21 protein-coding genes and 1 tRNA gene are annotated in these 23,080 nt (G+C 38.4%); 12 read left to right on the top strand and 10 right to left on the bottom strand.

Going from position 1 to position 23,080, the window contains the following annotated elements; all coding sequences use genetic code 11:
- Nucleotides 1-631: 631 nt before the first annotated feature.
- Together HDC90_RS13655 and HDC90_RS13660 are read right to left on the bottom strand one after the other, a co-directional pair.
- Nucleotides 632-1,075: a hypothetical protein gene (locus HDC90_RS13655; RefSeq protein WP_184467233.1), complete on the bottom strand. Its 444-nt coding sequence runs from the start codon at nucleotides 1,073-1,075 to the stop codon at nucleotides 632-634.
- 4 nt (nucleotides 1,076-1,079) lie between these two features.
- A complete protein-coding gene (locus HDC90_RS13660) occupies nucleotides 1,080-2,765 on the bottom strand; it encodes a hypothetical protein (RefSeq protein WP_184467235.1) in 1,686 nt (561 codons plus the stop codon).
- A gap of 555 nt (nucleotides 2,766-3,320) precedes the next feature.
- Here HDC90_RS13660 and HDC90_RS13665 point away from each other — a divergent pair.
- The 8 genes from HDC90_RS13665 (at nucleotide 3,321) to HDC90_RS13700 (ending at nucleotide 8,682) form a co-directional block, all read left to right on the top strand.
- On the top strand, nucleotides 3,321-4,151 hold the full coding sequence (locus tag HDC90_RS13665; RefSeq protein WP_184467237.1) for a hypothetical protein: 831 nt from the start codon (nucleotides 3,321-3,323) through the stop codon (nucleotides 4,149-4,151).
- 89 nt (nucleotides 4,152-4,240) lie between these two features.
- Nucleotides 4,241-4,570: a helix-turn-helix domain-containing protein gene (locus tag HDC90_RS13670; protein ID WP_184467239.1), complete on the top strand. Its 330-nt coding sequence runs from the start codon at nucleotides 4,241-4,243 to the stop codon at nucleotides 4,568-4,570.
- Nucleotides 4,571-4,949: 379 nt separating this feature from the next.
- Nucleotides 4,950-5,264 (top strand): helix-turn-helix domain-containing protein, encoded by a 315-nt coding sequence (locus HDC90_RS13675; RefSeq protein WP_370576636.1) that lies wholly within the window; start codon nucleotides 4,950-4,952, stop codon nucleotides 5,262-5,264.
- Between the two features lies 1 nt (nucleotide 5,265).
- Nucleotides 5,266-5,583, top strand: a complete 318-nt coding sequence (locus tag HDC90_RS13680; protein WP_184467241.1) for a hypothetical protein — start codon at nucleotides 5,266-5,268, stop codon at nucleotides 5,581-5,583.
- Complete coding sequence (locus HDC90_RS13685; RefSeq protein WP_255497647.1) at nucleotides 5,523-6,143, top strand: BfmA/BtgA family mobilization protein; 621 nt, start codon at nucleotides 5,523-5,525, stop codon at nucleotides 6,141-6,143. The genes HDC90_RS13680 and HDC90_RS13685 overlap by 61 nt, the downstream gene beginning before the upstream one ends.
- Before the next feature lie 3 nt (nucleotides 6,144-6,146).
- Nucleotides 6,147-7,133 carry a DUF5712 family protein gene (locus HDC90_RS13690; RefSeq protein WP_184467243.1) on the top strand — a complete coding sequence of 329 codons (987 nt, stop codon included), beginning with the start codon at nucleotides 6,147-6,149 and terminating at the stop codon, nucleotides 7,131-7,133.
- A gap of 85 nt (nucleotides 7,134-7,218) precedes the next feature.
- A complete protein-coding gene (locus HDC90_RS13695; protein WP_184467245.1) occupies nucleotides 7,219-7,707 on the top strand; it encodes a hypothetical protein in 489 nt (162 codons plus the stop codon).
- A 3-nt stretch (nucleotides 7,708-7,710) separates the two neighbouring features.
- Nucleotides 7,711-8,682: a DUF3644 domain-containing protein gene (locus HDC90_RS13700; protein WP_184467247.1), complete on the top strand. Its 972-nt coding sequence runs from the start codon at nucleotides 7,711-7,713 to the stop codon at nucleotides 8,680-8,682.
- 89 nt (nucleotides 8,683-8,771) lie between these two features.
- On the opposite strand, the gene HDC90_RS13705 is transcribed toward HDC90_RS13700, so the two are convergent.
- Nucleotides 8,772-9,152 (bottom strand): helix-turn-helix domain-containing protein, encoded by a 381-nt coding sequence (locus HDC90_RS13705; RefSeq protein ID WP_131533528.1) that lies wholly within the window; start codon nucleotides 9,150-9,152, stop codon nucleotides 8,772-8,774.
- Nucleotides 9,153-9,280: 128 nt separating this feature from the next.
- Between HDC90_RS13705 and HDC90_RS13710 the strand changes: the two genes are divergently transcribed.
- The 4 genes from HDC90_RS13710 (at nucleotide 9,281) to HDC90_RS13725 (ending at nucleotide 12,195) form a co-directional block, all read left to right on the top strand.
- Nucleotides 9,281-10,180, top strand: coding sequence for a HEPN domain-containing protein (locus tag HDC90_RS13710; RefSeq protein ID WP_184467249.1), 900 nt, complete (start codon nucleotides 9,281-9,283; stop codon nucleotides 10,178-10,180).
- 13 nt (nucleotides 10,181-10,193) lie between these two features.
- The gene (locus HDC90_RS13715) at nucleotides 10,194-11,456 is read left to right on the top strand and encodes a hypothetical protein (RefSeq protein WP_184467251.1); all 1,263 of its coding nucleotides are present in this window, start codon (nucleotides 10,194-10,196) and stop codon (nucleotides 11,454-11,456) included.
- A 129-nt stretch (nucleotides 11,457-11,585) separates the two neighbouring features.
- Nucleotides 11,586-11,816 (top strand): hypothetical protein, encoded by a 231-nt coding sequence (locus HDC90_RS13720; protein ID WP_184467253.1) that lies wholly within the window; start codon nucleotides 11,586-11,588, stop codon nucleotides 11,814-11,816.
- Nucleotides 11,803-12,195: a type II toxin-antitoxin system VapC family toxin gene (locus HDC90_RS13725; RefSeq protein WP_184467255.1), complete on the top strand. Its 393-nt coding sequence runs from the start codon at nucleotides 11,803-11,805 to the stop codon at nucleotides 12,193-12,195. Before HDC90_RS13720 ends, HDC90_RS13725 begins: the two co-directional genes overlap by 14 nt.
- A gap of 237 nt (nucleotides 12,196-12,432) precedes the next feature.
- On the opposite strand, the gene HDC90_RS13730 is transcribed toward HDC90_RS13725, so the two are convergent.
- From HDC90_RS13730 to HDC90_RS13760, 7 genes are all read right to left on the bottom strand, one after another.
- The gene (locus tag HDC90_RS13730; protein WP_184467256.1) at nucleotides 12,433-13,650 is read right to left on the bottom strand and encodes a site-specific integrase; all 1,218 of its coding nucleotides are present in this window, start codon (nucleotides 13,648-13,650) and stop codon (nucleotides 12,433-12,435) included.
- A 249-nt stretch (nucleotides 13,651-13,899) separates the two neighbouring features.
- Nucleotides 13,900-13,972: transfer RNA gene (locus HDC90_RS13735), tRNA-Lys, on the bottom strand.
- Nucleotides 13,973-14,469: 497 nt separating this feature from the next.
- The gene (locus HDC90_RS13740) at nucleotides 14,470-16,311 is read right to left on the bottom strand and encodes a beta-galactosidase family protein (RefSeq protein ID WP_255497649.1); all 1,842 of its coding nucleotides are present in this window, start codon (nucleotides 16,309-16,311) and stop codon (nucleotides 14,470-14,472) included.
- Nucleotides 16,312-16,442: 131 nt separating this feature from the next.
- The gene (locus HDC90_RS13745; protein ID WP_184467258.1) at nucleotides 16,443-16,772 is read right to left on the bottom strand and encodes a glycoside hydrolase family 30 beta sandwich domain-containing protein; all 330 of its coding nucleotides are present in this window, start codon (nucleotides 16,770-16,772) and stop codon (nucleotides 16,443-16,445) included.
- Nucleotides 16,742-17,965, bottom strand: coding sequence for a glycoside hydrolase (locus HDC90_RS13750; RefSeq protein WP_184467260.1), 1,224 nt, complete (start codon nucleotides 17,963-17,965; stop codon nucleotides 16,742-16,744). The genes HDC90_RS13745 and HDC90_RS13750 overlap by 31 nt, the downstream gene beginning before the upstream one ends.
- A 21-nt stretch (nucleotides 17,966-17,986) precedes the next feature.
- The gene (locus tag HDC90_RS13755) at nucleotides 17,987-19,690 is read right to left on the bottom strand and encodes a RagB/SusD family nutrient uptake outer membrane protein (RefSeq protein WP_184467262.1); all 1,704 of its coding nucleotides are present in this window, start codon (nucleotides 19,688-19,690) and stop codon (nucleotides 17,987-17,989) included.
- 5 nt (nucleotides 19,691-19,695) lie between these two features.
- Nucleotides 19,696-22,881 carry a TonB-dependent receptor gene (locus HDC90_RS13760; RefSeq protein WP_221451849.1) on the bottom strand — a complete coding sequence of 1,062 codons (3,186 nt, stop codon included), beginning with the start codon at nucleotides 22,879-22,881 and terminating at the stop codon, nucleotides 19,696-19,698.
- Nucleotides 22,882-23,080 lie beyond the last annotated feature (199 nt).

Genomic DNA, 23,080 nt, shown 5'->3' on the forward strand with positions numbered 1-23,080 from the left:
AGGGTTTGTTCGGCTTGATTCAAGGGAAGTTATAATTGTTGTAATACCACAAAGAAACAAATTATTTTATTCCCCCCAACTTTTCCGCTTGATCCAACAAAAATAGCTTTGCAGTTCCATTCACACAAGATGTTCATCTATTAATATAGTTGAATATCAATGTCTTAATACGAATTAGGGGAGTTTGATATTATAAAGAACGACGCACCGAATGACGCACATTTTATATGCGATTTCGTGCATATTTTGGCATATCCCGTAAAAGCAAAAACCCTGCAATCATTTGATTTGCAGGGTTTTAGTTCTCTTTGATATTGTTTCTTGTGATCCCGCTGGGATTTGCACCTAGTGCAAAAATCAACGTTTAAATAGTATTTGAGGCTGTTTTGTGATTTTACTCAGTGAATTACTCACTATTTTTTTAATACGTTTTAGCTGCAATTGCTATTCCTAAATTTAGGAATATACTTTCATATTGACAATAATTAATTCATCCAATATCATAAACTAAATTGTTTTCCAAACATCTCGCAACTGATGTATAAAATATAAGATAAATTACCATTAGCATACAATAAAAAGGAGTCTATCAATTAGATAACTCCTCTTTATTGTATTATGTTTTTATAGCTTATTTGTTCTCTTTATTAACAACTACACCATCATCGATTGGCGTTCTATAAGGAACAAAGTGCACTTTATTAGTTCTATATTTGTTGCCTGGTAATACTTCTGTAATATATAGATCATAACTATTTTGTTCTGATGAAATATCCATTAATTCTTTGAAGCTTATATAAGGATAATCTGGCTTTTTAGATACAATTTCTGCCTTCTTGTCTCCTTTTTTATCAATGTATGAAAATGTCGTGTAGCTCTTATATGGAGGCATACACTTGCAAAAGAATGTAAAATGATGTTCGAAAAAACTTATCGTTTCAATTTTTAAAAATCGATTAGGCGGAGATATATTTATTGTATCTGCTAAGAAATAAATTTTCCTATTTGTGCTTTGGGAAAATGCCTCAAAGATTATAGTTGATAAGATGGCGATTAAAAATAATTTCTTTTTCATGGTATTAAGGACAAGTGGTAGGCAGCTTTTTATTAGCAGGAACATTTTTTAGATTGGCTAAATTAAAAGTATTTAATTCAGCATCCGTAATTCCGTACTTTGTTTTGATTCTGTTAAAGGACGCGGTTAGCATACCCTTGTAAATTTCGTATACATTTAATCCATTTACAATCGGAGACTGTGGGGCTGGGCCAGGATTATTCAAGCCAAATAATGCAGCCATTTGGTATTCTTTATCAGTATATGCGGTACCATTGACAGCTTTCAATATCCCCCAGAAATTCTCAAAATATTCCTCTAAAAATATAGAATGGTCGTTGAAATTTCCACCTCCTTGGGCCGAACTCTTGGCAACACTTTCAAAATTGACAATATTAATCGCCCATGTCGAATATCTAGTTGTATCCACAGGGACGCCATACTGACCAGCCTTGATATAATAATTAGCATACGCATGACCAGTTTCATGGATTGCTGTTGCCTGCAATAAAAGCTGTGAAGCATTGGCCATAGCCTCAGTATTAAACCTAATAGTCGAACTCGTTCCCGCATAATCTCCTGTTGTACCCAAACTATAATTTGAGGTTCCAACCCCATAATCTTGGGTTGAAAAGTCATATTTTAAATTTGGCAATCCTTGCATCGCAAGGGTAGTGCCATTTGGCAATATGATTTTCTGAAATGGCTGAACTAACTTTGCAAATGCATCATTACCAGCCAACTTATTTAAGACTTCTTTGGCCATACATGGATAATGCTTGGCTAGAGAGTCTTGCTTCACTTCAATAGATGGTTCAGTTGTTCCGCCTGTATCACCTGGCGTCCCTCCGTTTCCAGGATCAGTAGGAGGATCAGGAAACCAAACATCTACACAAACTTCTCTATCGGCATAGTCACTAAGCCAGAAATCAACGCCACAAACCGGCGAAGGAAAATTACAATTTTCACTGTAAACAATTTCGAATCCGTAAGTCCCTCCGCATGAAACTGTCCCACTAGAAACATAGGTGCACTCCCTCATTTCATATCTGCATTGGCTTTCCCAATATGACGTAGTAGGTGGTCTGTTTAAAGCTAATTTATTAATTGATAAGACTTTTTTCTTTTCATACGCCTCACTCACCTTGCCATTCAAATAATCCAGTAAAAAGTTTTTTCCATCTTTCAAATTTGTAAGCAATAAATTGCCGCTAAAATTACGAATGTCTAACTTCTTTAAGGAAGCTACATTATTGACACCTAAGTTAGGGCGAAAATAGAATGCTTTATAAAAATCTTGTTCATTTTTTACCATCAAATAGGACGCAGCGCCCATTTCCGTTGCAACAAACGATTTGCCACCTTGCTCCACTTGCGCAATCAAGCGAAAAAAAACATATGAAACAGTATCATTCACAACCTGAATCGTTGGATTATCCCAATCTGGCGTCCATGTAAGCTTGTCACTTAGATTAGGTTGAAGTTTTTGATGGAGTTTCAGCTCATCGTAAGAGTTTTTCATCGCCAAAAGCCGATTTGCTAAATCGGGAGAACTTGCTGAAAGAGGTTTTAATCCTGTAACATTACTAACCAATCTATCTTTCGCGCACCGAGATATTACAAAGCAAATAAGTAATAGAATAAATACCTTTAATGTATTTAAAATTAGGCCTTTGATGAAGTGGAGCCGCACCACTTTTTTTTGTTTCATAAGAATGAGATGTTAAAATTGATTTAAATAACCAAATATAGAATTAAACTATGTGTTTTTTTACAATTTGATAATTAATTATAAGAAAATAAATAAATTTTGTTCTAAAACTTATTTATTTGATTTTTCGGGAATACATTATTATTTTTTTATCAAAAAAGCATTTTTCAGTTTTAAAGTTGATAATACAGATTGTGTAATGTAAGTTTTAAACCTATAAATGTTGCTGAATACACGATTTATAATTTTGTCATAAGTGGTACAACACCGAAACATAAGCATACAAACTAAATATTTTTTAAGTTAAATCTCAATTACTAAGAATTATTTATTTAAAATAAGTTCGGTTAATTGTCAATTTAGAAATTCAATCATATGCAGAATCTTTCCAGCTTTTTAACTCGTATACAAACTTTTGACCTGCGTATCATTACTAAAGGGGAATTGAAAAATCCGATAAAAGAGGACGAACAGAAGCGAGCCTATAGCCTCGCACACGAAACACATTACTATGATTCGTTCACTTATAAAAGTGAAATCAGGGTATTAAAAGACATGGCTTTAATTGACCTGCTCTCACTTAATGACACCAGTTTAAAAAGAGAATTTGAACAGATCAAAAAATTAAAGGAAAGGTTCAAATTAATATGGACAAATTTTCACCAACATTACGGTGAGCTTAGAGCGGAATATCCCTCAAACTTAATATTTTCGATTCAACTCGATTACTTGTTCATCGTTAACAACCTACAGTCAGACTACAAGGATATTTATATCGGTGATGAGTTTGTGGAAAGTCTGCATGATACTTTAAAGATCAGGGATAAGTTCCTAAGTGAGCTGATCAGCGAAGTAGATGAAATTCTAAATCCCCGTGAAACGTTCGAGGAATGGGTGGCCAAGCAGAAAAGCTCACAACAAACTGAGAATGTCACGCCTGAGCAGCCCGAAAAAATTCCATATAATCCCGATGCAGGGCGGCCAAAATTCAATCATCAGTATATAGATGATTTTTTGCAACTGATAAGGACTTATTTTTCAGAAGAACATTTCAGCCAGCTTGACGCCCTTATAAAAGCGGACGAACAACCTGCAAGCCAGATGATCTTCAACGGAAACAGTAATAAGCTTGCCGATGCTTTTAAGCAGCTTTGTGAAGCTAACCTCATTGTAGGATGCAATAAAGCGGAACTTGAAAAATGGATTCTAAAACACTTCTTATATAGCAATGGAGATAAAGTAAACGAATATTCGGAGGGCTGGCTCAGTGCGATAATATCTTCTGATGCTAAGGTTTGCAAATCACCGATTTTAGAGGTAAGGATGAAAGACAAAGTTCCTTTTCTGGTTCCAACAGTCCGAAACAAAAAAAACAATAAATATTAGTAGGGAAATGGTAAGGATGCGGTTTAACGTGTTGTAACCCTACAAAACAAGCCACTAAAATTGCGGTATCAAAACAAAAGATACCGCTTATGAAGTACACATTTGAAGAACTACCGCAGGCCATTAGTACACTGCACGAAAAGGTAGATTGTATTAAAGACCTGTTGCTGGAAAACAGGTCGCAAAATCCCCAACGCCCCCGAGACGATTTATTGACCATCAGGCAGGCTGCCGAATTTCTCAGCCTGTCTGTACCCACCCTTTACACCAAAGTGAGCCGGAAGGAAATCCCTGTTAACAAGCGTGGCAAAAGACTTTATTTCTCCACGGTGGAACTATCGGAATGGGTAAGATCGGGAAGAAACAAAATCACCGAAGAAATCTATTGCACAACGAACGGTGGCCCACCACCCACGTAACTATATATTCCTATAGCCAAGCAGATATGTATCCATATAGCAAGATAGCTATATATACACTTAATAACGGTTTATGTGTAACAAAAATCACTGGCACAACAGCCAATTCGGAGCAGCCCAAAGGTTGTGACACTTTTAGGGGTGCTGTGATTGGAGGTAGAAAGGCGGTTCAGGCAGTCAGCCCCCTTTTCGGGGCTGAGCAAGCGGAAGTTGGGCAGAGCCCTACTTGCTTGCCCTTACGCTATCGCTACAGGGGGTTTAAGTAGCCTCCGGGGCTACTTTGGGCTTTGCAAGCCTTTTAGGAACCATAAACGGTATACTTTCAGGTATACCAATTAGCTAACTAAGCAGATAAGCAGTTAGCCAACTAAATAGATATATGATTAGCCAGCTAATCAGCAAATTAAAACATAAGAGAGGAGCGCAATTTATGAAAATGGACATCATCACAATGGAAGACCTTCGCCAGTTCAAAACAGAATTGTTGCAGGAAATGAAAGGCATTATCGGACAAGGGACGGAAAACCAGCAAAACGGAGAATGGTTAAGGAGCGCACAGGTGCGCAAAATGCTGAACATATCAGCAGGCACTTTACAGAACCTCCGCATCAACGGGACATTGCCATACCGCAAAATTGGGGGTACAATGTACTACAGCAGGGTACAAATAGAAAAAATGCTGAAAGGAGAATAACATGAAGAACTATCTGAATATACAACAACACGCCATGAGCGGGTATTTTGAACGGGTGGCAATGGAAAGCCGATTTTATGCCACACACATCAGCCTGCTGATGGCATTGTTCTACTACAGTGACAGCGATGCACCGGAAAAGCCTTTTCAGGTCAGCAGGCCAAAGCTGATGCGGTTCTCCCGCATCAGATCTATCGCCACCTACCATAAGAACATCAAAGACCTTGTAGAATTTGGCTATATAGAATATAGTCCCTCATGGCACCCGCAAAGAGGTACACAAATAAGGTTTATTATCGAAATACCAAACCATCCTTAAACATTCAGGGTATGGAGGATATCAATACAAAATCGGTGCGCTACCCTGTAGCCACCGATATCAAACTGGAAAAGATCGCCCTAAAGCTGGGCAGAACAAAAAAGACGACCGTCATACAAATGGTAGACTATTTCTATCGGAGCAAGAAAGACCCCCTAGACCTGAATGACGAACTGCTTAAAAAAGAGCTGGTCAACGGAAACAACCGGATTATTGGCTTTTTTAAGACGCAGGAAAAAGATTTCCTGTTGCCCATCTTCAGCGATTCGGGTACGCTGGTTACCATTGCAAAGCAACATACGCTGTATTTAAAGGAAGTTGGCAAGTATATGGTGCAGGATCTTGAAAATACGAAAAAGCTTGCAGAGGGTATGACTGCACTGCAACGTGGTATTGCCAGAACACAGACCCATCTGGAAGACAAAGCGTTGCTAAAATTACGATTTAGCAAGATACTCGAATATTACATCACCCAAAGAGAATCGCTAGGCTGGACTACGGCCAACGTTAAAAAAGAGGAACTGCAAGCCCATGTAAGGCAATCACTGGAAAATCTATAGCTTATGTTCATCAACATCACCACATCAGAAACCGGAGACAATAAGGGCAGCAGCGGTACGCTGGTCAATTACCTTGAAAAAGAGAACCAGATGCAGATTGAAAAAGGCAAAGGCCTTGCGCAGGAAAATTGGTTTAACAGTACTGGTAACGAAATCCGCAGGCAGGAAGTCAGGATGAAGATAGACAGCAACATTGCAAAACTTGGACGCAGTGACAGTAAATTCTTTCTGATCAATATCAGCCCCAGCCAAAAGGAACTGGCGCACCTTTACGAGAAGTACGGCAAAGAAGGTACAAAGGAAAAGCTAAAGGAATTTGCTGTGAGGGTAATGGACGAATACGCCAAAAACTTTAAGAGGACAGGCGTTAACAGCCATAAAGATTTGCTCTGGTATGGCAAGCACGAAAACTATCGTTATTACAAACACACAGATAAGGAAGTAAAGGATGGAACAAGGCAAAAGGGCGAGCGCAAAGATGGAAGACAGGATCATATTCAAATCATTGTCAGCCGTAAGGATATTACAAATAGAATTAAGCTTAGCCCGCAGAATACCTCCAAGGGAAATAACAAAGTGCATTCCGCCAAACTTGGCGAATTTAACCGAACAGCTTTCAAACAGTCTGGTGAAAGTCTTTTTGATGCGTTTTTTGGGTTTGACAGAGGGTTAAAAGATACCCTTGCCTATACTAATACGATGAAAAATGGAACAGCGGAACAAAAAATGCAGATGAGAATTTTGGATGGCATTCAACACCAAAATATTAATTTATCTCAACCGCTCAAAGAACTCACTATCGGAGTAGCAGACGGCTTATTTGAAAATGTTGGCCAAATGGTAAGTTCTATAGGTGAATTTGGTGCTGATTTATTCAGCATTTTGATGGAACCAGTTTATGATTCACCTCAGACAAATCCGGTAGAGGAGGCAGAAAAACGCAGAAGAAAAAAAGCAAGTAGGGATATTTCACATGGACATAGTTTATAATTTGATATAAAATAAAGGCTTTACGGTTTCCCGTTTTGATACGGCTATTATCATATCTACATTAGTAGATATTTAATAACTAATCATGGTTAAAACTAATAAAACATTTTTCGGCTTAATAAGTCGATTCACATTCGTAATTCTGACATGCACTTTTATTTTATCCAGCTGCACCACCAATTACTATTTAGTTAGTTCTGGTGAGGAAACACCTGTTTATTCGCAGCCCAACGAAAATAATTATACAGGCATTATTCCAGCTAATAGGCCTTTTATTTATTGGGGAAAAGGTAAGCGAGCAAAAACAAAATATGGTCAGATTAATGGATATAGCGCATACTTAACAAGCTGGCGTAAGTTGGCAAAGCTTAACAAAAAGCAACTTACGGCACTTACTTTTAATGATGATGCGGGGTATTCTTACAATCAAGTTTCAAATTCAACATATGGAGGTGGTATCAGTAGCAAAAAATCTTCCACTTCTTCGGGTGGAACGGTTCATGTAAAAGGATACACTCGCAAAGACGGTACTTACGTCAGACCTCACACTAGATCAGCACCAAGGAGACATTAAATCATGGGTAAGAGAAAAACTTGGTCGATAAAAGAGGAGCTTCTAACTAAATCTCGAGAAGCAATGCTTAGTGCTGTACAAATTTTTAATAATCCGAATATTCACTTTAAATCAGAAACATATATTGTTCTGTCAACCATTTCCTGGACATATCTTTTGCACGCTTATTTTAGAGATAAGGGTATAGAATATAGGTATCATACAGCTAAGAATGGTAGGAAACGGTACGATAGAACTAAGCGTAAAGCGTATAAATTTTATGAGCTGGAAAGATGTCTAAATTGCGATGAATCACCTGTAGAATCGATAGTGGCGGCAAATCTGCGATTCTTAATTGGTTTAAGACATGAAATTGAACATCAGATGACTAATAAAATAGATGAATACCTAAGTGCAAGATTTCAGGCTTGTTGCCTGAATTATAATGATGCTATTAAATCGTTATTTGATACAAAGTATGGTATTGATAAGCATCTTTCATTTTCGCTACAGTTTTCTTCGATCAAAGATGAGCATGCGGCGCAGCTTAGGCAATTTACGGATCTCCCTCAAAATATATCAGCTTATATTAATGCATTTGACGATGATTTAACTGAACAGGAATTTAATGACAGTCGCTTTGCTTACAGGGTTCTTTATGTACCAAAGATCGTTAATAAGAAAGGTCAAGCTGATAAGGTTATTGAATTTCTGAAAGCTGATTCACCTGCTGCACAGCACATTAATAAAGAATATGTTGTGATAAAAGATCGTGAATTGAAAAAACATCTTCCAACGCAAATATGTAAATCAATGCAAGCGAAAGGCTTTACTAAATTTAAAATGTACCAACATACACAACTCTGGCAATCCCTTAATGCTAAAGGCGAAGGAAAAGGATTTGGAGTTCAAGTTGAAAACATGTGGTACTGGTACGAAAAGTGGGTGGAAGTTGTTGAGATGCATTGCAATGAAAACAAAGAAAGATATATTTAATGCACTTATTTTAAATTGTTATAAAATTTCATCCCCACCGTTAGTTGACCACTGATTTACCTAAATATGTTTACATGAATAATATGAATCTATTTTCCCTTTAGAATTTCTATTTTTTCACGTTCGCTGGCAAGTAGTCGCTCATAAAGCTCGACAACTTTATCAAGTGGATTGTAGTGGCATTGATAATTGTACTGATATGCAGATGCATTATCATGCATATTTTGGATATGGAATATTAGAACCTCTTCACTGAAATTCTTTATTGCATCAGCACTCACACCTAGCACACCTGCAATTTTTTCCAACATTACATCTTCAACTTCCTCACTCTGTTCGATTTTAGAAATGGTTTGCTGGCTTACGCCAAGTTCAATAGCAAGAAAATCTTGTTTTATACCGCGTATTTCCCTGATACGGCTGATCTTTCTGCCGATATGCACTTTGTTAGATTTTGTAGGCGTTTCCATAAAGCAAATATAATAAATTCCTAAGATAGTAATGAACCAATGTATTGTGGTAAGATACCAGTTTTATTGGTAGGTTACGGAATTGCCGTACCGCATTTTTGATCTCAGAAATCAAAAATGTCACGATTATGGAAACACAATTCTCGCAATCTGGTCAGTTCCAGAAAGAAAACTTTTCCGGCTTTATCAAGGAGCTGGTTCAAAAATTCAAGCCCGAGCAAATCTATAGCTTTGGTAAAAACATCGATTTTAAAGTCAATGTCGGGTGTTTTATAGAAGACCACCGTACAGAAAACTATCATTATTTTTTGTTGATGGTGACCGAAAGCGTTACCAGAATTGAACACGAGGTGCAGGACTTTGCCAATAATCATTATCCTTTCGGCAAGATCACCATATTGGCTCATGGGAAAGAAGCCATCGCAGATGCAATAAAGGCTAATAACAGGTTTTTCATTACCATTTATAACGAGGGCCTGATTCTTTATAGTCGGGATGGTATGTTGCAGCGCACTCACATCATAAATTTTATACCCACCCAGGGAGCAATAAAAGCCCAAAAACATTACAATCACCGCTTTCCGTTGGCAACAGGTTTTGTGGCAAGTGCAAAAGAATGCCTGACGAACCAACATTACAATCTAAGTGCATTCATGGCGCATCAGGTTGTAGAGCAATGCTGTATTGCCTTGATAAGGGTTCATCTGGCATACCGTTCTGATATACACAACCTAAATAGACAGCTTCGGTTGTGCGATAGCTTTTCTCAGGCACCATCAAGCCTCTTCTTATCGGGCAGGGAAGATGATAAACGGCTCTTTGATATTATGGTAAAAAGTTATTCCGCTGCACGTTACAAAGATGATTTTAAGGTTGAACAAGCCGATGCGGAACAAATATTCATCCGTGTTTCCACCTTTTTAAAGCTTACTGAGATTATGTGCGGTGAAAAGATAAAATCTCTTGCAATAGTGGCAGAATCCTACACACAATTAAAAAAAGAAAGTGAGGTGGATCATGCTGGATAAAAATATTCAACCAATGAACTTCTTTCATTTGCCCTTTACCCCAAATACAAGAATACTTACAGAAAATACACTGAACCAATATTCCGAGATCAGAAAACCAAAAAGGGGTTATTTTCCAATTAAAATCAGGAAAATATCTTTCAGCAATGAGCTGCTTATAATAGGTGTAATTCTGGACAAAGAGCCCGAAGAAATGGTTTACCTTAAGGTAACCACCTCCGAACTATTGGTGAGTTGTAGCGTTGATACCCATGAAAACTATTTGAGTCGATACGCTTATTTTTCGCTTACCCAACTGATGTACTATTACGCTGAATATAATTTCGAGGACTATTATTGGCCAGGATTCTTTGATCAGGAAACAGGGGGATCTAAATACCTGATGATCCATAAATCGAAGGATAATTTACACGTGTCGTCAAAGGTGAGGTACAAAGGCCTATATAAACCTGGAAAACAACTCCCCACAGTATCTGCAAAGAGAGCGGAGCTACGGAAAGCAGTTCATTCAATACAAGAACAGCCACCTAGAGAAACACACACGGTGTTGGGTTTCTGTTTGGCAGATAACAACAATGAAAGGTTCCGAACAAATCATTATCCCTTTCTAATTCCTTATATAGGGATTTTGAACAAGGCTAAAACCGAGGTAAGAAGCTTTACGACATACGTGCTTAATGAAATGCAACTTTCTGAAATCGATCTTTCGGACGAACAACAAAACCTCCTTGAGATTTGCATCGACATGAAGAAAATAGCCTTGGTTGCTAATCCGGGATATAAAGAAGACGCTCATAAGCTTGCTGAAAAACGGGAACAGAACCAAAATAATTTCAATCAGCTTTTTGAGCTCTGGCAAAAGGCGCTCCCCTTACTTTCAGGAAGGTTGTACACACACTACAGTTATACATATGGAATGCGTAATGTAAAGGGCAAGCCAAGAAGATCGTATATGACGCCATGCGCCTTTAATAATGAAACACCAGAAATCTGTTTTCTATGGAAAGATATGGGCGATTATTATAAACTAGAACTTCGATTAATGCTTCAAGGAAGAATACATCCGCTACAATATTACTTCAATACCGCTTTCTTTGCTATGCTGAGCTACAGCCCGAGAAAATATGTGCTGTTGAACTCTGTTAGTGACAGCCAACTGATCAGTTATTTTCAGCAAAGCCAATTTCAGCTCTTAGTACTAAAGAAACACTATGACGGTGATTTTAAAGAATTTATTGATCGGTTAAGGATAGCATATAGGTTTATTGATAAATAGAGATCACGAAAAAATAAAAACTTGAAATCATGTACTTAACTAGTACTTGCTCATATCCATTAGGATTTAGGGGTATGGTTATTGTAGAAATAATTCTTTATTTTTGTGTTAACACTCAATATCACATCCATGCACATAGAAACACGTAAATTACATTTGATAGAAGAAATGCTCAAAGTAAAGAGTGAAGCTACTTTATCTGCTTTGGAGAAACTATTAAAAAGTACCAACAATAAAACAGTTAAGAAAACACCAAGCTTAAAAGATTTTTCTGGAATCTGGTCTAAGGACGAGGCGGAAGAAATGGAACGCATAATTGCAGAATCTTGTGAAACAATCCACCCAGATGACTGGAAGTAATCTATTAGATACCAATATCGTTATTGAGTTATTTAAAGGCAATTCTACAATTACAGAGTTTCTTGAAACCTTAGAGGAGGAAATAAACATTCCTTTTGCTGTATTAGGAGAATTATATCTGGGTGCTTACAGATCAGCCAATCCAAAAAAGCACATTAAACAGATCAACTCTTTTCTAGAAAGGTGTAATGTTCTTATTGCTGATGATGAAACAGCAAATCACTATGCCTTAATCAAAACTGCCTTGTTGCAAAAAGGTAAACCAATACCGGAGAATGACATGTGGATAGCCGCAGTATCAAAGCAATTTGACCTAAAATTACACACCAAAGACAAGCACTTTAAGGAAATAGACAACCTGAATTTAAAGAGCTGGTAATCTTCGGCATATATTTGCTTATTGAGCAGTGTCCCCACGCTCGGTGCGGCCTGCGAAACCCCTACGCTCAATATCCGCCCGCTGTTCTCGCTCTTAGCCTTTACGGAGTGGTGGCCGTCGGTTTCCTGCCAGTTCAGTCTCGATTGTGCAGGCCCCCAAGCTTTTCCCTCGCTTTGGGTTGCTAAGAACCAAGAAATGCACACCCAACTTAAGTTTTGAGTGTGCATAACAATTTATCTATACAACAGCAAACATTTCTCTTAGTGGTGCCATGTCATTACCTACTTTTTCATCCAATATTTTAGCATAAAGCTGGGTGGTGCGGATGTTGGTATGTCCAAGCATTTTAGATACACTTTCAATCGGTACACCGTTCATCAGTGTTACAGTTGTAGCAAAAGTTCGCTTAGCAATCCGGTTGCCTAATGTTTTAGCTACACCTGCAAGGGCAGCAATTTCTACCAGATACTCGTTCATTTTCTGATTGCTCGAAACGGGCAAGGCTTTATTCTGATTAAGGCACACCGGATGATCCTTGTACCTGTCCAGGATTTCTTTTGCCACAGGCAGCAAAGGAATAGCAGCCCTTGTGTTTGTTTTTTGCCTGTACGTAATAATCCATTGCTCTCCATCTCCGCCAGTATTAATGTCTGATGGTTTGAGTTTTTGTACATCCGCATAAGATAGTCCAGTGTAGCAACTAAAAAGAAAAAAGTCCCGAACCTGTGAAAGTCTTGGTGTGGTAAAGTCTTTTTCTACTATCAATTTAAGTTCCGCTGCTGTAAGGTAATTTCTTTGCACCTCTTTAGATTTAAGTTTATAACCAAAGAATGGGTCTGAACTGATCCATTTGTTGGCCATGCAAATGCGCACAATCTTGCCTAAATTTTTAAGGTGTTTGATAGCGGTGTTATTGGTATTCGCTTTTTCGGTGCGCAGGTAAAAATCGAAAGCGCTTATAAACTGATGGTCTATGCTTTTAATATTGATGTCGTTTTTGCTGTATTGAAAAGAAAGGAATTCCAATACGTGCCTTTCAAGTACTTCGAATCTTTTAAGTGTTCCTTGCGCGTAGTCTTTGCCTACTAAGGCTTCCATGTTGTTATTATGGATTTTAATGGCTTCTAATAAAGTATGCGCATGATCTGATTTACCGAAGTATTTACACTTAATCCTTTCCGCTGTTATTTCTGCATTTTCTAAACACAGCAGGGTATGGGCAGCGGATACGTCGGCTTTCATCTTGTCAAGATAAGCATTGAACATTTTTACCTCTGCTTTAGTACCTTCCATGTGGCCTGCTTTACCGTTCCAAAGCGTTGGTGTACACTTTTTTCCGGTAGACATTTCTACAGGTTTTCCGTTAACGGTAACCCTTAGGTAAACGGGCACAGCACCGTTAAGATAGTTTTTTGGTTTCTTCAGGTAGAAGAGCAGACTGAAATTAGTTTTCATAATCAACTGATTTAAGGTTAACAAAAGTAGCCTTGCAGTCTAAAAGTGTCAAGTCGTTCAATGAATGAACACAATGTAAATCAGGTGCTTACATTGTTTTCAGTGAGTAAATCAACTCCCAAAATTTACTCACTGAATCACTCACTTTTTTTATGTGATTTTTTGAATATTTTGGGATTTTCCACCTAACAAAAAAGCTTGCAATCGTTTGATTTGCAAGCTTTTACGTAGTTTTGATACTGTTTTCTGTGATCCCGCTGGGATTCGAACCCAGGACCACTACATTAAAAGTGTAATGCTCTACCAGCTGAGCTACGGAATCATTTTCTCCCTTTCGAGGCTGCGAAGTTAGGAATTAAATTCATTCTTGCAAAGAATAAAGGCAATCTATTTAATAAAAACTTAACATTAACGAAATAAAAAACAGTTAAACATTTATAATTCATATGGTTAAGTGCCATAAAAAAACACTTTTTTTTCTTTCTTTTCGTCTGCTTGGTTGCGAAAAAGTTAAAATAGCCTTTTTGTGGTCATTACGATATTATCTCTCACTATTACAAATGTGATCATGCAACAAACGTTAGCGCGCCCATTTAAAATAATATCTACTAAATCTATTTTATAATAGTTTCTAAATAAAAATTATCCGGTAGAACAGGTCCTTAGTTTTTTACTGCTCGAACAAGTGGTTAGCTTTAGAGCTAAAAACAGTAATGGCCATTATGGATATACTTCACATAACGGCCATTGTTACCATTGATTTTTTTTAAGCCCTGTAATTGATATTGCTGGTGCATTGACCAGAAGAAAATCGAAATATTATTTATTTTTCAACTCATTTAAAATGGCCTTATCCAAACTGGTTAATGTATTCTGCTCAGGCTTTAACAATTCAAAAACTACAATTTCATTCTTTCCCTTTTTAAGCCATTCTGCCGGCAAGTAAATGGTTTGTTGTGGCCCAATACCCCAGTATTTACCTAAATTATGCCCGTTAACCCAAACCAGTCCTTTCCCCCACTGGCGCATGTCTAAATAGGTATCGGCAACTTTTGTTAAATTAAAGGAAGCCGATTTTAGCACTGCTGCCGATTGGCTACTTACCTTAGGCTGTATTTTTTGGGTGTCTATTTTATCAAATGGCAAGGGGTACATTTTCCACGACTTAATCTCCTTACCATTAAAAGTTACATTTTTAGTAATCCCTTTATTATTTTTAAGCAGGTAAGGGCCAAAATTGATCCTGCCCATGTTTTCTACCAAAATATCCAATTGTACATTGCCAGCAGGAAGGTTTACTATTAAGCTATCCTGATAAAGCCGTCTATCTAAAACACCTGCAAGTTTTTTATTGATATATACCAATCCGTAATCGCGCAACTCGTTTATTTTAATCACACCTTTACGTCCACCTTTTATGGTACTGCTGTAGCGCATAAAACCATAGGGTTGGTTAAGGGCTTCGAAGGTTAATGGTTTTTCACTTAATTTTGGCTTCCCAGCCAGGTTAAAGATATCAGTCGATTTGGTAAAGGTAATGGCAGGCAATGCCGCTGCAGGTTTAGCAGCCGGTACTTCGGGAAGTATCTGGTTTGTGGGCAAATTCTTTTTGATCACTTCGCGAAAAAGCATAAATTTTTCTGTGGCATTACCTGCTTCATCTAATGGCGCATCATAATCGTAACTACTAATCTGTGGTTCGTAAGCTGTAGAATCGTTATAGTTTGCCCCATTCATAAAACCTCTTGTTGTACCGCCATGAAACATATACATGTTAATAGAAATTCCTCCTTTTAGTGCGGTATCTAGTTTATTGGCATACGTTTTTGGATCTACCTGGTGGTGTTTCGTACCCCACCAATCGAACCAGGCCGGATACCATTCTGGTACAAAGTACGGTCCGGTACCATTGTTATATTTATTGATCAGCGTTCTGATCTGAGTTGGATTATCAATACCATTAACGCCAGGAAGCAAACCCGCTAAATGCCCTCCCTCTAATGCCGGAACCGGATCGCAGGTAGAAAGTACGCCATCAAAACCGGCATCTTTAAACAGCTGTTCATTAATTTTCAGGTATTCTTTGTCGTTTCCATAAGAACCATATTCGTTTTCTACCTGTACCATTAAGATGTTACCACCGTGGTTAATCTGCAATGGCGCTAAACGTTTACCAATCTCTGTAATGTATTCTTTATATTCCTTTAAATATTGTGCTTCTTTACTCCTTACCTGTAAACCTTTAATGTTCTGTAACCAAAATGGATAACCACCGAATTCCCATTCGGCACATACGTACGGACTAGGACGGAGCAATACCCATAAGCCTTCTTCTTTTGCAATACGTACAAATTCGGCAATATCATTATTACCAGAAAAATCGAATTGATCTTTCTGTGGCTCGTGCACATTCCAAAACACATAGGTACCAATGGTATTTAAGCCCATGGCTTTAGCCATTTTCATTCTATCGCGCCAGGCTTCTCTTGGTATGCGGGGGTAATGCATTTCTCCTGAAATGATCTGAAAGGGTTTATTATCAAGCAGAAAAACGGAGTCTGCGAGTTTAAAAGTATGCTTAACCTGTGCAAACGCACCAAAGCTGGCAAAACAAGTAATTAAAATTACTTTAATCATTACGTGTTTAAGGGTAGATTTCATTTAAGATGTATTAAGTATTTAAAAAATCGAAAGCATAGTTTTGCCATATCGATTTGCAAAATGCTTTTCAGCATAAAACAAAATGATTGGTATAAAAAAATAAGGCGCTTTATAATTCCAGGCTAAGAAAATTAATTACTAAGTATGGTGGTTATAGATTTGGCAGGAACACGAACACGTTTCGTATCCTGATATTGTTTATAGGGCGATAAACTGTATTGGTCTGAAGTAACATAGGTTTGTACAAAACTTTGCTTATTCCCTTTTACATCAATATCCAGATCAAGATCGTTTTCTGTAGGATTAACGGCTACCGTTACGAACTTTTTATTTTGCAAGTAAGATGATACATACACCTGTGGTACTTTTTCTTCAATTGTTTTAACCTGAAGTCGTTTACTACCAGCACCAATAAAACGGCTATAATTGCCTAAAGCCCATAACAATTTACTATCATACACCTGCCCATCTGTTTTATTTTTATCGATATAAACCAAGCCATCTTTATAATCGCCGCCGATACGGCTAACCACCACTGCCATGATGTAGCATTTGATAAAACGAGATCGTGGTGGATCAACTTTGCAATAAAAAGGGCTGTTACCATTCCCAAATCACGTTTTTCGCCCTTAAGCACCTCATCTCCAAGCACACAATATTCAGACATCCAATACCTTAAACCTTGTATCTGGGCTACTGCTTCAGCTATTTTTTTACGGGTATTAATAAATTTTTGTTCAGGACTTGTTGTAAAATAGCTATGACCAGAAATAGATTGATCTATATTAGAAAGGTTACCAATATAATTCGGAGATGAAGCATTAAAGAACTGATATACCTGATTTCCCTTTGCGGCATTTCCATTATCATATAAATAGTCGAGTTGGCCAGCCTCTCCTATCTGTATTTTGGTTTTTAGCTGTTTTTTAACCAAAGCCTCATTCACACCTTTATAAAGTTGAGCCAGTTCGGTATTGTTATATGGGCAGCCTTCCTGGTTGTGTTCATTCCATTTCCACTGCGGCTCATTTGCAGGGCTGAGATAATTTAGTTCTATTCCGGTTGTTTTTTTTATTCCTTTTATGGTAGTAACAAGGTAGTCTGCAAATTGGGGCAGTTTATCAAAATTCAGGTTGCAGTTACCATCTGTAGAATAGGCTTTCCCGTTTTTGGTAAAAAGCACATGCGGACTGTTTACAAAGCCGATAAACTGTTTTACGCCACGGGTTTTAGCGGCTTTTAAAAACCAGGTTTGTCCGGGCATTGCACTCCAATTGTAACTACCATCTGGTTGCAGAAAAGCGTATTGACGACGCCATTCGTCGCCAATATCGCTTGCCTTACCTTGAGCGGCGCTGCCACCACCAATACTGAAACGCCACATGTTAAGCCCAATACCCAAAGGTTGACCCGTTTTTGTACTTTGGGTACTAAAAAGCAAATCGGCCATCTTCTCCTTTTTCTCTGCCGGCCATAATCCGGCAAATTGACAAGTCCATGCATCAGAAGCGCCAAAGCCTTCTATAGTTTGGAATGTGATTGCAGGATCGATCTCTATCTTTACAACAGCCTCTTGTGCAAGGGCTGTTTCGCCATAGAAAAACACAGCAAGGCAAATAAAAAAACGGTTAAGATGTTGATACGACTTTAACATGTTATATTTAAATTCTATTTATTAATAACCAGGGTTCTGCTGTAATTTACCGCCTGAAGCTAAAATTTCGGCCCTAGGTATAGGTAACCAATAGTGTTTGGTTTCAAACTTACGTCCATCTAAAGCAACTTTAGGTGCATAGGTAAAGCCTGTACCTGTTTTGGTAATAATTATTCCGCCTGCAGGTTTATTTTCGGTTACATCGGCTATTTTCCATCTTCTTACATCATAAAAGCGATGTTCTTCGAAAGCAAGCTCTACCCTACGCTCATAGCGCACCGCATCGCGCATTTGCGCTTGTGTAAGTCCAACAGCCAAATCAGGCATATTAACACTAGGCCTTGCCCTTACCATATTTACGGCTTGTCTGGCAGACATTGTCGATCCGGCAGGAACCGCGTCAGGTCCGTAAGCTTCGTTGGCAGCTTCGGCATAGTTAAGCAAAATTTCTGCATATCTAAAATATATCCATGGCTGAAAACCTGCATTGCCCCAAGGGTTTTGCAATGGGTAGGCATCATTCATATATTTTTTAAGGTAATATCCGGTTTTGCTTGTATTCCAGTTATCATTTCCATCTTTACTGTCTCTTCCACCAGGAATAAAGGTTTCTACATTACGCTCACGATATGCTGCTCCATTGTATAAAATGGTTGCTGCAAAACGTGGATCACGTCCTTTGTAAGGTTCATTACTATCGTAACCAGAAGTAGGATCGGTAATCGGTTTTCCGTTGGCCATTTCGTAATCGTCTACCAGGTTCTGCATTGGCAAATTTCCGCCCCAACCGCCATAACCGTTCGGTCCGTTTGCAATTTCTAAATGGGTATGGTTGGCATTTTTGGTAAACAATCTTGCAAAAATAACTTCATTGCTTTGGTCAGTTAAAAACAAGTTTGCATACCCACCGGTATATATTCCATACTTATTTAAAGAAATAACTGCCTGTGCAGCTGTAACAGCTGCCTGCCAGGTACCTGCATTATACAATGGACTTGCCGCATATAACAGTAAGCGCGATTTAAGTGCCAGTGCAGCGCCTTTGGTTGCCCTACCAATTAGCCAGTTGTTACTATTATCTAAAGGTAAGTCTGCCGCAGCCTGGTCTAGCTGTGCTGCCACATAATCTATAGATTCTTTAATCGAGGCACGTTGAAACAAGGCCGGATCCTGCAGATTATCTGAAAGTTCGGTTATCTTATCTCCCATCAAAACGATGCCACCATAGTTTCTGATTAAATCCTGATAACGGAAGGCCCTTATAAATTTAAGTTCTGCAATTAACTTCTTTTTATGTGGCTCGCTCATAGCAATCTTAGACAGCACACCTAGTGCGTAATTACACTCTCTGATCCCCCGATAACTCCTGCCCCAATATACACCGGCGCTGCCCAGGTTTTCTGGAGCCAGCTGCCCTCTTTGGATCAACCAGGTCGCATCGTCATTGTTATAAATAGATTCGTCGGTAAAAGAACTCCACATGCTATATTCAAAACCTCTGCCAAAACCTGGGACAGATCCATCAGCTTCTTTATCCTGTAAACGTGTACCAAGATACCGGTTGGTTACATAAGCCTCTAATGCCGTTGTATCGGTTTCTATGGTAGCAGGTGAAAGAATATCGGTTGGTTCTACGTTTAAAATGTCTTTTTTACAGCCTGTAATGCCTATCGCAACCAGAAATAGGGATAAGAATGATATTTTATATATTGATTTGATTTTCATGACGTTTAAAATTTAATATTGGCGCCCAGGTTAATAATGCGTTGTTGCGGGTAAAATTGCCCTCTATCACTGGTTCCTTCAGGATCGTAATCTTTAACCTTAGAAATCGTAAATAAGTTAAAGGCACTGGCATAAATCCTTAGCCCCGAAACATTGATCCGCTCTAAGAAACTGGTTTTGATGTTATATGCAAGTTCTACATTTTTAAGCCTTAAAAATGAGGCATCATTTAACCAAAAAGTATTATTAAACTGCCCACCGCTAATGGCATTGGAAGCCCGGTCGGTTACCCTCGGGTATGTTCCGTTCGGGTTTGTTGCACTAAATCTGTTATCGGCCCAACTGCTATAAAAGTTACCTATACTGCCCGATTCTGGTAGTACATACTGGCTTACCTGAGCCTGTCCAGCCAATAAGATTGATAAATCGAAGTTTTTGTAAGAAGCGCCAAGTGTAAACCCATAAGTAATTTGAGGGATATTGCTATATGGCGTTCTGGTTTGGTCATCGGCAGTTATTTTGCCATCATTATTGTAATCAAGGTATTTAAGATCGCCAACTTTAGCGCCACTTACATGTGGATAAGCATCTAACTCCTGTTGTGTTCTAAATATACCAATGGCATTGTAAAGTAAATCAACATTTAATGGTCTACCTGTTTTGCGTTGATAATCCGGTGTTCCACTGGCTTCGTCAATAAATATTACCTTGCTTTTGGCGTAAGTGAAGTTACCAGATGCATTCCATCTAAAGTTTTCGCCGTTGTGGTTATACCCTAAAGTGGCTTCGAAACCAGTACTATTAACCTTACCAATATTTTCTGAAGGCACTAACGGCGTATAGTTCGCACTCTTATCATCAAAAGGATTTACAATCCCCGACGAGCCTGGCACTGATGCATTACGTATGGTTAAAATATCAGATCTTTTTTGCTGGAAATAAATGGCCTCAAGACTAAAGTCCTTAAACAAAGTTGCATTAATACCAATATCGAGTTTCTTTGCTACCTCCCAGGTAATGTTCGGGTTTGCAAGCTTTACCAAGTTTACACCGGGCTGTATGGTTGATGATGTGGCGCCGGGACTTTGGGCTACAAACCCGTTCCCAACCAGTACATAATTATCAAAATACTGGAATCCTTTTACATTATCGTTACCTAATGCACCGTATGAGGCCCTGATTTTTAGGTTATCAACAAATTTAACATGATCACTGAACCATTTTTCTTTTGACATTACCCATCCAACAGAGGCAGAAGGGAAATATCCAAATCGCTTGCCCTCCGGAAATATAGATGATCCATCGATACGCAATTGGCCTTCAAATAGATATTTATCATCATAACTATAAGCCAAACGGCTAATTATACTTTTACGGTTATAATTAGAGCTATATCCCGAGTTTAGATAATCGGTAGCGGCAGCACCACCTTGTGAAAGTTCGGGCAAATTGGTTGACAGGAAATTAAAGCGTTGTGCATCGAAATATTCTAAATGATTTTCACTTTGTTCATACCCTACAAAAGCGTTTATATCATGTAAATTAAAACGGCGTGCATAATTTAGTTTGATATTTGAAGTAAGTAACGATTCGTTTTGGTGTTTTTCGGTTAATGTAGCTTTTTGATTGTTACCACCCGTAATCACACTATTATAGGTTTTAGATGTTGGATCGTACTGGTACAGTAGGTATGGTTTATTAAAGCTTTTGGTAAATACATTAGATTTATCGGCCGAAAAGAAACCATCAACAGAAAGACCTTCTACTCCAGGAATAATAAAAGTAGCCCTTAAAATAGCATTTAAAACCTGAGTTGGCGATTTACTGGTTCCACCTATATCGGTAACCTGCACCGCAGGGTTTGCGTTTTCTATGCCGGTTGTAGGCAAACCATTTGGATAATAAGCAGATACAATTGGTTTTGCTCTGTAAATAGACCTAAAAATATCGCCAGCCGCTACCTGAGGGAACAAACGATTTTCTTGTCTGCCAGATACTGATAAGCCAACTTTAAGATATTTGGAAACATTAGCATCTACATTTGTGCGGAAATTATACTGATTGTATTTAGTTGTTCCATTTTTGTACAAGCCATCCTGAGCAACAGTCCCTAACGATAGGTAATACTTTATATCTTGGCTACCACCATTAACAGAAAGGCTGTGCTGGCTTTGCAGGGCTGTTTTTTGTAACGTTTGATCTAGCCAATCGGTGTTAGGGTATAACAGCGGATCGGAACCATTACGAAATTTTTCGATCTGATCTGCCGTATAAGACTGGTTAAGACCACCTGCAGGATTGGAATCGAAACTAATTTCGTTCATAATCTGTGCATAGGTTGCGGCATCGGCCATTTTTGGTAATCTTGTTGGCGAGCTAAAACCTTGGTTAAAACTATAATTGATAGTTGGTTTACCCGTTTTTCCTTTTTTTGTTGTCACTAAAATTACCCCGTTGGCTGCCCTGTTACCGTAAATAGCTGCAGAAGCATCTTTTAATACTGAAACACTTTCAATATCGTTGGGATCTAAACGCTCTAATCCGCCGATCTGCCCTGGAATTCCATCTACAACGATTAATACATTATTGCTCCCGGTAGTAGCCAAACCCCTGATGGTAATGTTCGAACCATCATAACCAGGCTCGCCGCTCCTATTGTTAATAACTACCCCAGAAAACCGGCCAGCCAACGAATTGGATAAGTTCGGTTGCGGACTCTTTACCAGGTCGGCCCCTTTTACCTGCGATATTGACCCAGTAAGTGTTGCTTTCTTCTGTGTTCCGTAACCAACCACTACCAGTTCGTTTAGTGTTTTGGTATCGGCACCAAGCTGAACATTAATGGTTGTTCTATCTCCTACCGTCTGCTCCTGGATGGTGTAGCCTACGTAAGAAAAAACAAGTACGTCTGTTGTGGCTGCAACACTGATACTAAATTTACCTTTTGCATCGGTTTGAACTGCTTTTTCGGTTCCCTTAATCTTAACCGCTACCCCCGGAAATGTAGCTCCGGTTTCGTTTGTTACTGTACCTGTTACCACAATCTCGCGCGCCAGTTTCATTTTCCCCGTTAATGCGGAAAATGAAGAAGCGGTTACCGGTAAACTAATGGATAGGATAAATAGAAAAGCAAATGCTTTAATTTTAAAGAATTTTAAAGGCGAAAATTCCTTCAGATTTTTTTTTCTCATTTTGGTTTGCACATTAATATTTGGTTAGCAGGTCAGATCTATATCTGAAATAGCAATAGTTTGCTGTTAGATTTTATAGTTATAGAACTGCTTTGTAGGGGTCTAAATTAGCGTCAACAAACAATATTAAAAGGGTACAAACAATCCAAATTAGAGGGGTAAACAGACCTAATTAGAGTCTAAATAAGGTTTTAAGGCA

The organism is Pedobacter sp. AK013, from assembly GCF_014205835.1.
Lineage (GTDB): Bacteria > Bacteroidota > Bacteroidia > Sphingobacteriales > Sphingobacteriaceae > Pedobacter.